The sequence below is a fragment of the Nocardiopsis exhalans genome (assembly GCF_024134545.1).
Taxonomy (GTDB): domain Bacteria; phylum Actinomycetota; class Actinomycetes; order Streptosporangiales; family Streptosporangiaceae; genus Nocardiopsis; species Nocardiopsis exhalans.
The window spans coordinates 2,621,253-2,635,027 of sequence record NZ_CP099837.1 but is presented as its reverse complement, the minus strand read 5'-3'; the positions used below and the strand labels follow the sequence as shown (position 1 = coordinate 2,635,027).

Annotated in this window: 16 protein-coding genes; 1 reads left to right on the top strand and 15 read right to left on the bottom strand. The window is 71.9% G+C overall.

The window, feature by feature from the left end; all coding sequences use genetic code 11:
* Positions 1 to 183 precede the first annotated feature (183 nt).
* From trpC to hisI, 8 genes are all read right to left on the bottom strand, one after another.
* A complete protein-coding gene (trpC, locus tag NE857_RS11795; RefSeq protein WP_254421015.1) occupies positions 184 to 990 on the bottom strand; it encodes an indole-3-glycerol phosphate synthase TrpC in 807 nt (268 codons plus the stop codon).
* 173 nt (positions 991 to 1,163) lie between these two features.
* Positions 1,164 to 1,745: a DUF2752 domain-containing protein gene (locus NE857_RS11790; protein WP_344010648.1), complete on the bottom strand. Its 582-nt coding sequence runs from the start codon at positions 1,743 to 1,745 to the stop codon at positions 1,164 to 1,166.
* Positions 1,746 to 1,824: 79 nt separating this feature from the next.
* Positions 1,825 to 2,349 carry a CD225/dispanin family protein gene (locus tag NE857_RS11785; protein ID WP_254421014.1) on the bottom strand — a complete coding sequence of 175 codons (525 nt, stop codon included), beginning with the start codon at positions 2,347 to 2,349 and terminating at the stop codon, positions 1,825 to 1,827.
* A gap of 151 nt (positions 2,350 to 2,500) precedes the next feature.
* The gene (locus tag NE857_RS11780) at positions 2,501 to 2,974 is read right to left on the bottom strand and encodes a DUF2752 domain-containing protein (RefSeq protein WP_254421952.1); all 474 of its coding nucleotides are present in this window, start codon (positions 2,972 to 2,974) and stop codon (positions 2,501 to 2,503) included.
* 150 nt (positions 2,975 to 3,124) lie between these two features.
* Complete coding sequence (locus tag NE857_RS11775; RefSeq protein ID WP_254421013.1) at positions 3,125 to 3,544, bottom strand: CD225/dispanin family protein; 420 nt, start codon at positions 3,542 to 3,544, stop codon at positions 3,125 to 3,127.
* Positions 3,545 to 3,809: 265 nt separating this feature from the next.
* Positions 3,810 to 4,097, bottom strand: a complete 288-nt coding sequence (locus tag NE857_RS11770) for an HGxxPAAW family protein (protein WP_017579834.1) — start codon at positions 4,095 to 4,097, stop codon at positions 3,810 to 3,812.
* Positions 4,097 to 4,765: a Trp biosynthesis-associated membrane protein gene (locus NE857_RS11765; RefSeq protein ID WP_254421951.1), complete on the bottom strand. Its 669-nt coding sequence runs from the start codon at positions 4,763 to 4,765 to the stop codon at positions 4,097 to 4,099. Before NE857_RS11765 ends, NE857_RS11770 begins: the two co-directional genes overlap by 1 nt.
* 113 nt (positions 4,766 to 4,878) lie before the next feature.
* A complete protein-coding gene (hisI, locus tag NE857_RS11760) occupies positions 4,879 to 5,223 on the bottom strand; it encodes a phosphoribosyl-AMP cyclohydrolase (protein WP_254421012.1) in 345 nt (114 codons plus the stop codon).
* 118 nt (positions 5,224 to 5,341) lie between these two features.
* Here hisI and NE857_RS11755 point away from each other — a divergent pair, with 118 nt between their 5' ends.
* A complete protein-coding gene (locus tag NE857_RS11755; RefSeq protein WP_254421011.1) occupies positions 5,342 to 6,343 on the top strand; it encodes a sugar isomerase in 1,002 nt (333 codons plus the stop codon).
* A 19-nt stretch (positions 6,344 to 6,362) separates the two neighbouring features.
* Here NE857_RS11755 and NE857_RS11750 read toward each other — a convergent pair whose 3' ends face one another.
* The 7 genes from NE857_RS11750 to hisB form a co-directional block, all read right to left on the bottom strand.
* Positions 6,363 to 8,213 (bottom strand): ABC transporter ATP-binding protein, encoded by a 1,851-nt coding sequence (locus NE857_RS11750; RefSeq protein WP_254421010.1) that lies wholly within the window; start codon positions 8,211 to 8,213, stop codon positions 6,363 to 6,365.
* Entirely contained in the window at positions 8,210 to 10,246 is a 2,037-nt protein-coding gene (locus NE857_RS11745; protein ID WP_254421009.1) for an ABC transporter ATP-binding protein, read from the bottom strand. The genes NE857_RS11750 and NE857_RS11745 overlap by 4 nt, the downstream gene beginning before the upstream one ends.
* 402 nt (positions 10,247 to 10,648) lie before the next feature.
* Entirely contained in the window at positions 10,649 to 11,422 is a 774-nt protein-coding gene (gene hisF / locus NE857_RS11740; RefSeq protein WP_254421008.1) for an imidazole glycerol phosphate synthase subunit HisF, read from the bottom strand.
* Entirely contained in the window at positions 11,419 to 12,177 is a 759-nt protein-coding gene (gene priA, locus NE857_RS11735; protein WP_254421007.1) for a bifunctional 1-(5-phosphoribosyl)-5-((5-phosphoribosylamino)methylideneamino)imidazole-4-carboxamide isomerase/phosphoribosylanthranilate isomerase PriA, read from the bottom strand. The genes hisF and priA overlap by 4 nt, the downstream gene beginning before the upstream one ends.
* A 72-nt stretch (positions 12,178 to 12,249) precedes the next feature.
* Positions 12,250 to 12,900, bottom strand: coding sequence for an imidazole glycerol phosphate synthase subunit HisH (hisH, locus tag NE857_RS11730; protein ID WP_254421006.1), 651 nt, complete (start codon positions 12,898 to 12,900; stop codon positions 12,250 to 12,252).
* Between the two features lie 76 nt (positions 12,901 to 12,976).
* A complete protein-coding gene (locus NE857_RS11725) occupies positions 12,977 to 13,138 on the bottom strand; it encodes a CG2302 family histidine operon protein (protein WP_254421005.1) in 162 nt (53 codons plus the stop codon).
* Complete coding sequence (hisB, locus tag NE857_RS11720; protein WP_017579824.1) at positions 13,139 to 13,732, bottom strand: imidazoleglycerol-phosphate dehydratase HisB; 594 nt, start codon at positions 13,730 to 13,732, stop codon at positions 13,139 to 13,141.
* Positions 13,733 to 13,775: the final 43 nt, after the last annotated feature.

Below are 13,775 nucleotides of genomic sequence, written 5' to 3'. Positions count from 1 at the left end.
CCAAGGCTGTGCGCCGCCTGGCTCCGGCGGCGCGAGTTGGTTCGGGTCAACGCGGCGACGGGAACCCGCGGGCTGTGCCTACGGGCTCCCTAGAGCCATCGCCATCGACGCCGGAGCGGGTGCGCGGTGGCTGTCCGCGCCCGCTCAGTGTGCGTCTTCGTCGTTCCCATCGTGTTTTCCCCGTCAGTTCCGGTCGCGCAGTGCGGGGTGGGCACCGGCGGTCACCAGGTCGGCGACGGCCTCGCGCGGGTTGCGTCCGCGGACGAGGCTCTCACCCACCAGGACGGCTCCGGCTCCGGCTCCGGCATAGGCCAGCAGGTCGTGCGGGCCGCGGATGCCGGATTCGGCGATCCTGACGCGGTCGGCCGGGATGAGGGGGGCGAGCCGGGCGAAGGTGTCCCGGTCGACCTCCAGGGTCTTGAGGTTGCGCGCGTTGACGCCGATGACGGTCGCTCCGGCGTCCAGGGCGCGGGCGACCTCCTCCTCGTCGTGGACCTCGACCAGCGGGGTCAGGTCCAGCGAGCGGGCGCGCTCGACCAGGGAGACCAGGGCCTCCTGGGTGAGGGCTGCGACGATGAGCAGGATGGCGGAGGCGCCGAAGACGCGGGCTTCCCACAGCTGGTAGGAGCTCACGACGAAGTCCTTGCGCAGCAGCGGGGTCTCCACCGCGGCGTGGACGGCGCGCAGGTCGTCCAGGCTGCCGTTGAACCGGCGCTGCTCGGTGAGCACGCTGATCAGGGTGGCGCCGCCGGCCTCGTAGTCGCGGGCCAGGGCCGCGGGGTCGCTGATGGCGGCCAGCGGGCCCTTGGAGGGGCTGGCCCGCTTGACCTCGGCGATGACGTGGACGCCGGGGCGGCGCAGGGCGGCTTCGGCGTCCTTGGGGACGGGCACCGACTCGGCTTGCGCCTTGAGGCGGTCCAGGGGGAGTTCCGCCTGTCGCTGCGCCAGGTCAGCGCGTACTCCGTCGAGGATCTCGTCGAGCACGCTCACCAGTTCTAGCTCCCTCGTCCATGGGTTCGGTTCACGGTGGTCGGTCCGGATCCGGACGCGGCGGGCTGGGCGGACTCGGGCGCTCAGCTGTCACACCGTGTGCTGGTCATCGTATCCACCCTTGGGGGCCGGGGGGTCGCCGCCCCCATGTCACCACGCCGGGCGGATGCGGGTCACCAGGTGGGCAGAAGCGGGGTTCCGGGTGCCAGGAAGGAGAACCAGGGCAGGTTGCGGGCGATCCAGAAGACGACGAAGGACACCAGGATCGTCCAGACGATCCAGGTGGAGCCAGGTTCGGGCGGCCGTGCGCGCGGGCGCAGGGCGCGGATCAGCCAGCGGAGGTAGGTGTAGGCGAGGAAGGGCAGCAGGAGGACGAGCAGCGGGTTCATACCGAGCGCGCCGGGGGCGTCCAGATGGGTCAGGAGCGCGACGGCACGCATGGTTCCGCAGCCGGGGCAGAAGGTTCCGGTGAGCAGCAGCCAGGGGCAGGTGGGGTAGTTGCCCGGCTCGTTGGGGTCAACGAAGTGCAGGAGCGCGGCCCCGGCCAGGGCGACGGCGGCCAGGCTGAGCGGCCAGGTGGCGGGGTGGGCGCGCTCGGCGATGCGGTCGATCCGGGCTTCGAGTCGGCTCCTGGGGATCGGGGCGGGCCCGTCCTGGATCGTGCGCGACCGCCGCTGCGGGCTTGGGGGCGGCTCGGGCTGTGATCCCGGAGCCGGATCCGGATGGGGGTTCGAGGGGTGATCATCCTGCTGCACGCTGTCAGCCTACTTCCGGGCCCCGCCCCCGCGTCCGGGGGCGGGGCCGACGGCCGGTCACCGGTCCGGTGTCCGGGTCCTACACGAAGGCCGCGAGCAGGAGCCCGAAGATGATCAGGAGCACGTAGAGGGCGACGAGCACGAAGCCGACCATGCTGATGATGCCGAGGACCTTGGCGGTGCTGGACGCGGACTCGGCGCCCGCGTAGTCGCCGATCTGCCACTTGCTGTTGACCTGGAGGGAGAAGATCAGGCCGATGATGCCGAGCACGCTGAGGCAGCCGAGGATGCCCAGGATGTTGATCACCATGTAGTTCTTGGGCGGCTCGCCCACGGGCGGCTGCACACCGTAGACACCGGGCGGGCCGTAGGGCGCGGGGGCCGGCGGCTGGCCGTAGGGGCCGGGCATCTGGGCGTGGAGCTCCGGATGCGGCGGGCCGTAGCCCGAGGCGGGCGGACCGTAGCCGCCGGTGGGATAGCCGTGTTCCGGGACGGGCGGGCCGTAACCTCCGGTGGGCTGACCGTAGCCGCCGCTGGGCTGGCCGTAGCCCTCGCCGGGCGGCGGGCCTGCGGGGTCGCCGGGGGGCGGAGGGCCGTAACTCATGAGCGTCTGTCTTTCCAGGAGGGGGCGAAGGGGTCGGGGCTGGTCGGTCGGCGGCGGTGCCTGCCCGCTCGCCGACGGTGACCGAGGCTTTGAGGTGAACGTACCTCTGGCGGGGGACCCGCGTCCATCGGGTCGCCTTGTGGCGGTCTGGTCACCAGCCGGGGAAGAGCGGGGTGCCCGGGGCCAGGAAGGAGAACCAGGGCAGGTTGCGCACGAGCCAGTACGCGGTGATGACGATGGTCATGGCCCAGAGGAACCACCCGGGGGTGAGTTTGGGCCTGCGCTTGGGCGGCTTGACCGAACGGGCGAGCCAGAGGGCGTAGGTCACCGCGATGTAGGGGACCAGCAGCACCAGGAGGGGGTTCATGCTGATCGCGCCGAGGACGTCACCGTGGGTGGTGAGCGCGATGGCGCGCATGCTGCCGCAGCCGGGGCAGAAGGTTCCGGTGAGCAGCAGCCAGGGGCAGGTGGGGTAGTTGCCCGGCTCGTTGGGGTCCACGAAGTGCAGGAGCGTGGCGCCCGCCAGCCCCAGGACGCCGAGCCCCACCGGCCACACGGCGGGATGCAGCGACCGCAGCAGCCGGTCCAGGCGCCCGGTGCCCTTCTGCGGGGGCGTGGCCGTCATGTGGGGGTCGGTCGTCGTCGGACGCGACTGAGCGGCCGAACCGTCGTTGGAGTGCACGGGGTCCAGCATAGGCGCCGGAAACGGAGATGCCCCCGCGCGCCTTCACGGTGCGCGGGGGCGGGGAGCGTGGGTCGACCGCTCAGGTGGTGGTTAGTAGCCGGACAGGAAGATGGCGGAGCACGCGTTCACGCCGATGGACAGTACCCACACGATGGCGCCGATGATGAACGCGATCTTCGTCCACTTCTTGGCCTGGGCCTGGGCATCGAGGGCGCCGGCCTGGTCACCGCGGTTCCACAGGTCGTTCACCTTGGCGGCGTTGACGATCGCGGGGATCGCGAACGGCCAGCAGCAGAAGACGGAGACGATGGCCCAGGTGAGGCCGTTGTCGGGCGGGGTTCCGCCGGGCTGGCCGCCGTAACCGGGCTGGCCGCCGCTGGGCGGACCGTAGCCGCCGGGGCCGCCGGGGGGAGGCCCGTAGCCGCCGGGGCCGCCGGGGGGAGGCCCGTAGCCGCCGGGGCCGCCGGGGGGCTGGCCAGGGTTGCCGGGGGGCGGGGGACCATAGCTCATGAGTGGAGAGTCTTTCCAGAAGAGGACAAGGGGTTTGGCCCGGCACGACCGAAGAGCACGCATGCCCGGCGGGGCAGGGTGAGGTCGAACCGGGCCTAACGGCGGCCGGATGAGAATGACTCCGGAACGACGAGACAGCGCCGAACAGGCTCAAAGCGGCGACTGGACCGGTGTGGAGAATGTACCCGCCTTATGGGACCTTCGTCCATTTCCCGTTACTCACCCGTTGTGAGCTGCGGGTTCCGCGCCTGGGCCCGGGTTCCGGCTACTTACCGCCCGCGGTGGCGGACTTACGGTCCGCTTCCCACTCCTCGCGGGTCGGCGGGATCGGGCGGGGCTCCTTGCGGCCCAGGCCGACCTTCTTCATCACACCGGCGACGGCGGCGAGGGCGACGCTGGCGACCAGGGCGATGACGGTCCAGACCACCAGGTCACCACCGAAGATGATGGCGACGGCGGCCACGGTCCAGGCGACAATCCAGGAGAGGGTCAGGAACCAGGCGGAAACGGTGTTGCCGTGGTCGTCGTGCTCTTCGTGGTGCTCGTCGGCCATCAGTGGCTCTCCTTGGGTTGGGCTGGCCCCTCGGCCAGCGGTGCGGGTTCGGTGTCGTCACCGGTTTCGGTACGGGCCGCCGGTGCGGTGGCGGCGGGCGTGCCGTCGTCCGGGGCGCCAAGTGTGGGGTCCTCACCGGCGTCCAGCGATTTCCACAGGTCGGCAGGTGTCTGCGCCTGGCGCGGACGCGGTGCGGCGTCCCGATCGTACCGGCTTCCCATGCCGGGCCAGGCAGGGGCACGCACTACCGCGATCAGGCCGGTCAGGATCAGCAGGGCGGCACCGACCGCTCCCATGGCGGGGCCCAGGGCGTGGAGTTCGGGTGCGCCCGCGCTCTGGGCGGCGCCGGCGGTGTCGGTGGCCAGTGCCAGGACGGCGTCGGCGAGGACCCCGGGGCGGGTGGCCGACCACAGCGACGTGAGCGCGAACACACCGCAGACCGCGATCAGCAGGCCGACGACGCGGCGCGGCCAGGAGCGGGCCGCGTACAGGCCCGCGATCCCGGCGAGTCCGGCCCAGCCGAGGCCGCTGAGGGCGCCGGTCAGGTCGGTTCCGGTGATGTCCACGGGCACGGCGGCCACCGGCCCGGGCGAGCTGAGCTCACCGGTCGCCCAGATTCGGCCGGAAGCGGCCAACATGAGCGCGGCGCCAGCGGCCAGGGCGAGCATGCTCACCCCGTACTCGCGGCGGACCCGGGAGGCGGCGGCCTTCTCTGCGGCCTTCTCGACGGTCTCGACGGCGGGCTCGGAGGCGGCCGCGGCGGTCTCTGGCTTTTGCGGGGTCACAGCAGCCGTCCGGCGTCGAAGCAGGTGTGGTCGCCGGTGTGGCAGGCGGCGCCGGTCTGGTCGACTCGGACCAGCAGGGTGTCGCCGTCACAGTCGAGTGCGACGGAAACCACACTCTGGGTGTGTCCGGAGGTGGCGCCCTTGACCCAGTACTCGCCGCGGCTGCGCGACCAGTAGGTGGCGTCGCGGGTGCTGAGGGTGCGGTGCAGGGCCTCGTCGTCCATCCAGGCCAGCATGAGCACCTCCCCGGTGTCGTGCTGTTGTACGACAGCGGGGACGAGGCCGTCCGCGGTGCGCTTCAGACGTGCGGCGATGGCCGGGTCGAGGTTGGTGACGCTCATGCTCTCCAGGTTATGGCCGATGCGCGGGCGATGCTCACCGGGTTCGGCTTGCGGAGGGTTAGAGTTCGTGCGTCCGTGACGTCGCCGTTCCAACGGTTCTGCCAGCTTGGGAGCTTTCGTGACCGCCGAGTACCTGGCCGCCGACCTGGCGGGGAAACCCGCCGCGTTGACCGAGCTCGCCCAGCGCTTCCCGCGCTGGGACCCCTACGCCGCGCTGCCCGCGCTGCTGGAGGACGAACCCGCGTCGGTGCGCTTCCTCGGTCTGGGGGCGGCCCGGTACGCCTGCGAGGTGGCGGCGGCGCGGCTGCGGCGCGGGGGCGTCGCGGCCCACACCGATTTCTCCACCTCGACCGAGGAGCCGCCCGCCGGTCCGGAGACGCTCGTGGTGGCGGTGAGTCTGGGCGGGGGCCAGCGGGAGCTGCACGCGGTCCTGGACCGGTACGTGGGACGTTCCCCGGTGATCGTGCTGGCGCCTGACCAGGACGCGGTGGTGGGCCGGTACGCGGACCTGCTGGTGCCGCTGCGGGCCGGCGAGGAAGGCTCTGGCCTGGGCTGTCGCGCCTACCAGCACGCCCTGGCACTGCTGTTGCTGCTCGGCCACCGGCTGGGCGCGCCCTCCTCGGGGGGCAGCGCCAACTTCCCCGGGCTGGTGCGGCGTGTGGCCAACGCCTCGCGGGTCCTGCTGGAGAGCGCCCCGGAGTGGGTGCCCGAGGCGGCGAAGGTGCTGGACTCCCCCGACGGCGTGCACCTGGTGGCCCCGGCCGAACGGCTGGCCTCGGCCCAGCAGGCGGTTCAGGTGTTGCGCCGGGGGCCGATCCGGGTCGCGCACTCCGCCGAGACCGGCGAGTGGTCGCACACGGACCGCCACCTCGCCGCGGTGACGGACTACCGTGCGCTGCTGTTCGCCGGTTCCACCTACGATCAGCGCTTCGCCGAGCACCTGGGGCAGCTGCGCGGCGCGTTCGTGGCGGTGGGCCCCACCCCCGGACGCGAACGCGTGCCGGGGGTGGCGCTGAGCGTGCGCTACCCGGGTGACGGCGACCCGGACGTCAGCCTGCTGACCGAACCGCTGGTGGCGGAGCTGCTGGCCGCCCACTGGTGGGAACGGTCCGGCCGTTGAGGGCCCGGTCGCTGAAGGGTCAGGCCGAGGAGCGCACCCAGGAGGCGTACAGGTCGGCGTAGACGCCCGGCTGGTCCACGAGTTCGCTGTGGGTGCCGCTCTGGGTGATCCGGCCGTCGTCGAAGACCAGGACGCGGTCGGCGGCCTCGGCGGTGGACAGCCGGTGGGCGATCGCCACCGACGTGCGGCCGCGGGTCAGCCGGTCCAGGGCCCGCTGGATGCGGACCTCGGTGTGCGGGTCCACGGCCGAGGTGGCCTCGTCCAGGACCAGCAGGTCCGGGTCGGCGATGTAGGCGCGCACGAGCGCCACGAGCTGGCGCTCCCCCGCTGACAGGGACTCGCCGCGCTGGCCGACCGGGGTGTCCAGGCCGTGGGCGAGGCTGCCCAGCCAGTCGGACAGGCCCAGCTCGGTGATGGCGGCCTCGAGTTCGGCGTCGGTGCTCTCCGGGCGGGCGAAGCGGATGTTGTCACCCAGGGAGCTGTCGAAGAGGAACCCCTCCTGGGGGACCATGACGACCCGGCCGCGCAGGGAGGAGAAGGCGACCTCGCGCAGGTCCACCCCGTCCAGGCGGACGGTTCCGGCGGCGGGGTCCATCAGCCGGGTGAGGAGCTTGACGAAGGTGGTCTTGCCCGACCCGGTCTCGCCGACGACCGCGACCCGGGTGCCCGGGGTGATCTCCACGTCCACGTCGTCCAGGACGACCGGGCCCTCCGGATAGGAGTAGGTGACCCTGTCGAAGCCGACCCGGACCGGTCCGCGCGGCAGGACGCGCCCGGCCTCGCCGGGGTCGGCGATGTCGGGGACGGTGTCCATGACCCCGAGCACGCGCCGCCAGCCCGCGATGGCGTTCTGGGCCTCGTTGAAGATCTCGGTGGCCATCATCATCGGCTGGATGAACAGGGTCATCAGGAACAGGAAGGCGATGAGCTGGCCCGCGGTGAGGTCGCCGCCGATGCCCAGCCACACGCCGACCAGGACCACGGCGACGTTGCCGACGGCCGCGACGATCTCGGCGAAGGGCGAGACAGCCATGGACAGGCGTTGGGCGTGCACCTGGGCCTTGCGGGTGGCCAGGACGGTGGTGTCGATCCGTCCGGCGGTGCGCTCCTCGGTGCCGTGGGCGCGGATGACGGCGGCGCCCATGACGGTCTCGCCGATGGCGCCGAGCATGTCGCCGGTGCGCTCGCGGACCTTGAGGTAGGCCTTGGACAGGAGCTTCTGGAGCCAGCGCACACCGAAGAGCAGCGGCAGGATGCAGACCCACACCACGATGGTGAGCTGCCAGGAGTAGACCGCCATGAGGGTGGTGGCGACCAGGAGCTGGCCGGTGCTGACCAGCAGGAGCAGGCCGCCCCACTGCATGAAGGTGCTGATCTGGTCGACGTCGCCGGTGACGCGGGAGACCAGGGCGCCCTTGCGTTCGCTGTTCTGGGTGAGCACGGACAGGTCGTGCACGTGCCGGAAGGCCTTGCGGCGCAGGGTCGCCAGGCCGGACTCGGTGGCCCGGTACAGGCGCAGGTTCATCAGGTACGAGCACACCATGGTGACCACGAGCAGCCCGGCGCAGACCGACACCATGCGAGTGACGAAGACCAGGTCGGGGCCGCCGGTCCCGGAGAGTCCGTTGTCGATGATCTGCTGGACGGCGACCGGGACGATGACCTTGCCCCCGGTGGCGACCACGGCGAAGAGCAGGGTGATCCAGAGGCCCTTGGCGAACTCCGGGGAGAGTTGGAGGCCGCGCTTGATGGTGCCGAGCGCGGAGTCCTCGTTGCGGTGCAGGGAGAGGACGGGGTCGCGTTCGGTGCGCCGACCGTCGGCCGCCTTTTCCGATCTGTCGTCGGGGCGGGCCTGGGTTGGTGCGCTCATCGGCTGCTCTCCTCGGTGCCGTCGGTTCCGTGTCCGGTTCTGGGTCCTCCGGTGGTGCGGCGGTGTGGTTCCGTGGGTCCGGGCTCCTCCGGGACGGGGTCGCGCTCGGCCTCGTTCTCGGCCGAGGCGCGTTCGTAGGCGGTGACGAGCTTGTTGTAGCCGCTGGAGGTTTCCAGGAGCTCGGTGTGGGTGCCGCGGGCCAGGACGCGCCCGCCCTCCATGTAGAGGACCTCGTCGGCGAGTTCGATGGTGGCGCGGCGGTAGGCGACCACGACCACGGTCGCGGCGTCGTCGCGTTCGCGCAGCCCGGCCAGGATCTGCGCCTCGATCTGCGGGTCCACGGCCGAGGTGGCGTCGTCCATGATCAGCAGCCGGGGGCGGCGGACGATGGCGCGGGCCAAGGCCAGGCGCTGGCGTTGGCCGCCGGACAGGGTGGTGCCCTTCTCGCCGAGCCGGGCGTCGAGTCCGCCGTCGAGTTCGGCGATGAACCCGTCGGCGCGGGCCAGGCGCAGGGCGGCCCAGACCTGGTCGTCGTCGATTCCGGCGGTGCCCAGGGTGATGTTGTCGCGGACGGAGTCCTCGAAGACGAAGGTGCCCTGGGGTACGAGCGCCGCGTGGTCGGGGATCTGGTCGCGGGCGAGGTCGCGCAGGTCCGCGCCGTCGTAGGAGACGGTGCCGGTGTCGGGGTCGACCAGCCGCATCAGGACGGTGGTGAGGGTGGACTTGCCCGATCCGGTGGGGCCGACGAGGGCGACGGTGCGGCCCGGTTCGATATCGAGGTCGACGCCGTTGAGCACGGTGGTGCGGGCCTGGTCGGCTCCGGTGTCCATGAGGTCGCGGCCGCCGCCCTCGGCGTCGTAGGAGTCGGCGTAGGTGAAGGTGACGCCGCGGGCGCTCAGGGCGATGCCGCGGGTGGAGCCGCCCAGGGTCCGCTCGCCGTACTCCATGGTGCCGTCCGCGCGCAGGACGGACTGGACGCGGTCCCAGCCGACGACGCTGCGGGGCAGGTCGCCCAGGAGCCAGCCGAAGGAGCGGAGGGGCAGGGCCAGGAGGGTGAAGAGGAAGGCGATCTGGACGAGTTCGCCGGGTTCGATGGCCCCGGTGGACAGGCGCCACATGCCCAGGAGGAGGACGGCCAGGACACCGAAGTTGGGCAGGGCCTCGGTGAAGGGGTCGAACATGGAGCGCATACGGCCGACCTGGATGAGGGCGTCGCGCAGGCGGTGGGCGGACTCGGTGAAGCGCTCGGTCTCGGTGTCCTCGCGGCCGAGGGTCTTGACGACCAGGGCGCCGTCGAAGGACTCGTGGGCGACCCCGCTGACCTCGGCGCGCAGGGCCTGGGCTCGGGAGGCCATCGGGGAGACGCGGCGCTGGAAGATGACGTTGGCGGCGGCCAGGACCGGGAAGACGACGAAGGCGACCAGGGCTAGGACCGGGTCGGTGACGACCATGGCGACAGCGGCGATGAACAGCATGAACACGCTGCCCACGACCATGGGCAGCGGGGCCAGGGGCTGCCAGGCGGCCTCGACGTCGGCGTTGGCGTTGGACAGGAGCTGGCCGGTGGGGTGGCGGTGGTGCCAGGACAGGGGGAGTTCGAGGTACTTGCGGGCGACGGCGCGGCGGTAGCGGGCCTGCATGCGGAACTGCATGAGTCCGGCGAGCAGGCGCCGGATGGCCAGGCCGACGGCCTTGCCGATGCCGACGGCCATGAGCAGCGCGGCCGCGGTGATCAGGGCGGCCGCGGTGGTCTCTCCGGCGGCGAAGGCCGGGAGGATGGTGTTGTCGGTGAGGTAGCCGAGGACGAACGCGGAGCCGACGTTGACGGCGGCGTGCAGCATGGCTCCGGTGACGGCTGCGAGGAAGATCCACGGTTCGGTGCGGGCGGCGACACCCAGGACGCGCATCCCGCGGGTGAAGACGCCCTTGTGCTGGGGGTCCGCAGTCGGTCTGGAGGTGCCTTTGGCCGCCGGGCCGCCGGGTGAGGCCTCCTCCCGGCTCTCCTCGTTCGCCGTCGTGGTGCCCTGCGCCATACGCCCCCGCTTCCGTTCTCGACCGGCTTGCTCCGGCCTCAGCAAGCAGCGCCCCGAGCGGCCTCGGGCATGCCGAAGGCCACGGGGCGCGTGTCGGGCCAACCTATCCAGCGGCACCGACAGCTTCCACCGGATTGTTTCAGCACGAGACGCATCCGTCCTATTCCGTACAACTGGAACTTCCCCGGGGTGGCAGCGTGTGCACGCGTCGGGCCCGGGACACCGTGGTCGGTGTCCCGGGCCCGCAACGGGTTGAGGAACGGTGGGGCGGGCAGGGTGAGGAGCCGCGCTGTCCGTCCAGCCCCCCGGCGAACTGCCGACCCGGATTCCTGATAAGTCCGAGGTCGTTCGGGAAGTACTGGAGCGCGGGCCTTTGATGCCGTCCGTTCCCGCCACCAGCCGTTAGCGGACCGGGTACCCGGCCTCGCTCAGGCTCTTCTTGACGTCGGCGATGGTGAACTCACCGAAGTGGAAGACGGTCGCGGCCAGTACCGCGTCCGCCCCCGCCTCCACCGCCGGGACGAAGTGCTCCACCGCGCCCGCGCCGCCCGAGGCGATCAGCGGGACGTCCACCCGGGCACGCACCGCCCGGATCAGCTCCAGGTCGAACCCGGCCTTGGTGCCGTCGGCGTCCATGGAGTTGAGCAGGACCTCACCGGCGCCCAGCTCGGCGGCGCGCTCGCACCACTCCAGGGCGTCGATACCGGTGCTCCGGCGTCCGCCGTGGGTGGTGACCTCGAAACCACTCGGGGTGGGCTCACCGCCCTCACGCACTCGGCGCACGTCCGCGGAGAGCACCAGGACCTGGCGGCCGAAGCGTTCGGCGATCTCCGCGATCAGCTCGGGGCGGGCGATCGCGGCGGTGTTCACCCCCACCTTGTCGGCGCCCGCGCGCAGCAGCCGGTCCACGTCCTCGGGGGCGCGGACCCCTCCCCCGACGGTCAGCGGGATGAACACCTGGTCCGCGGTGCGGCGCACCACGTCGTAGGTGGTCTCCCGGTCACCGCTGGAGGCGGTCACGTCCAGGAAGGTGAGTTCGTCGGCGCCGCCGCCGTCGTAGGTGCCCGCGAGCTCGACGGGGTCACCGGCGTCCCGCAGGTTCTCGAAGTTGACGCCCTTGACGACCCGCCCGGCGTCCACGTCCAGGCAGGGGATGACTCGGATGGCCAGGCTCACCGGTCCGCACCCCGCACCGTGGCCAGGGCATCTTCCAGGGTGAAGGCGCCTTCGTACAGGGCGGTGCCCATGATGGCGCCCTCCACACCCAGCGGGACCAGGGTGGCGATGGCCTCCAGGTCGGCGAGGCTGGACACGCCGCCGCTGGCGACCACCGGCTTGTCGGTGCGCTCGCACACGGTGCGCAGCAGGTCCAGGTTGGGGCCCTTGAGGGTGCCGTCCTTGTTGACGTCGGTGACGACGTAGCGGGCGCAGCCCTCGGCCTCCAGGCGCTCCAGTGTCTGGAACAGGTCGCCGCCGTCCCGGGTCCAGCCGCGGGCGGCCAGGGTGGTGCCGCGCACGTCCAGGCCGATGGCGATCCTGTCGCCGTGCTCGGCGATGATCTTGGCGCACCACTCCGGATTCTCCAGGGCGGCGGTGCCGATGTTGACTCGGGTGCAGCCGGTGGCCAGGGCGGCGGCCAGCGACTCGTCGTCGCGGATGCCGCCGGACATCTCGACCTTGACGTCGAGGCGGCCGACGATGCCGCTCAGCAGGTCACGGTTGTGGCCGCGGCCGAAGGCGGCGTCCAGGTCCACCAGGTGGATCCACTCGGCCCCGGCGTTCTGCCAGGCGGTGGCGGCTTCGAAGGGGTCGCCGTACTGCCCGCCGGAGCCCGCCTTGCCCTGGACGAGCTGGACGGCCTGCCCGCCCGCCACGTCCACGGCGGGAAGCAGTTCGAGTGCGGGGGGCGACGGGGTGTGCTCGCCGGTCATGGATGCCTTCTCGTGCTCGGTTGGTACGGGTTCTGGTGTGGGAACGCGGGGACGCACGTCCCGCGAGGGGCTCTAGAGGGTGTCGACCCAGTTGGCAAGGACGCGGGCCCCGGTGTCCCCGGACTTCTCCGGGTGGAACTGGGTGGCGCTGAGCGGACCGTTCTCCACCGCGGCCACGAACGGCTCCCCGTGCTCGGCCCAGGTCACCTGGGGCGGGCGGACGCGGTCGCTGTGGCTGACGAACTCCCAGCGGCGGACCGCGTAGGAGTGCACGAAGTAGAAGCGGTCCTGCGGGCCGATGCCCTCGAACAGGCGCGAGCCCTCGGGCGGGGTGACGGTGTTCCAGCCCATGTGGGGAACCACGGGCGCCCGGAGGTGTTCGACGGCGCCCGGCCACTCGCCGCAGCCTTCGGTGACCCGGTCCTCGGCCCGGACGTCGGCCTGCTCGACACCGTGGTCGAAGAGGACCTGCATCCCCACGCAGATCCCCAGGACCGGACGGCCACCGGCGATGCGGCGGCCGATGATCCGGTCGCCGCCCGCGGCCCTGAGGCTGGCCATGCAGGCGCTGAAGGCGCCCACGCCGGGGACCACGAGCCCGTCGGCGTCGAGCGCGGCGCGCGGGTCCGAGGTGACGGTGACGTCGGCACCGGTGCGCTCCATGGCGCGCTGGGCCGAGCGTAGGTTGCCCGACCCGTAGTCAAAGACGACCACACGTGACATTCGAGTGTGTGCCCTTCGGTTGGTGAGGAAAGCGGGCTTTGCGGAGCGGGGCTGTGACGGTGTGAGGGCCACCGGCCTAGAAGTAGCCGAGCCGCAGCACGCCGGAGACCGCGGCGAGGGCGACGCAGCCGCCCAGGGCGATCGCGAGCACCCGGCTCTTGTCCCACATCGCGTAGACGCCGCCCGCGAGAAAACCGGCCAGGACCAGGAGGAACAGACCCCAGAGGTCGGTGTCCATCTACAGGACGCCCTTGGTGGAGGGCACCCAGGTGACGCGCGGGTCGCTCTCGGTGGCGAAGCGCAGGGCGCGGGCGAACGCCTTGAACTGGGCCTCCACGATGTGGTGGGCGTTGCGGCCGTAGGGCACGTGGATGTGCAGGGCCACGCGCGCCTGGGCCACGAAGGACTCGAAGATGTGCCGGGTCATGGTGGTGTCGTAGTCGCGGCCGATGATCGGGGCCATGCCCTCGGGCTCGCTGTGCACCAGGTAGGGGCGGCCGGAGACATCGACGGTCACCTCGGCCAGAGCCTCGTCCAGGGGCACCTTGGCGTCGGCGAAGCGGCGGATACCCGCCCGGTCGCCGAGCGCCTCACGGAAGGCGGCGCCCAGGGCCAGGGCGGTGTCCTCCATGGTGTGGTGCGAGTCGATGTGCAGGTCGCCCTCGGTGCGCACGGTGAGGTCGAACAGGCCGTGCTTGGCGAGCTGGTCGAGCATGTGGTCGAAGAAGCCGACACCGGTGGAGACGTCGGCGACGCCGGTGCCGTCCAGGTCGACCTCGACCAGGACCTTGGTTTCCTTGGTTGCGCGTTCGATGCGCCCGGTGCGGCTCATGGTGCCAGTCCTTCTCGGTGGTGCGGTGGTGAGGTTCTGTGGT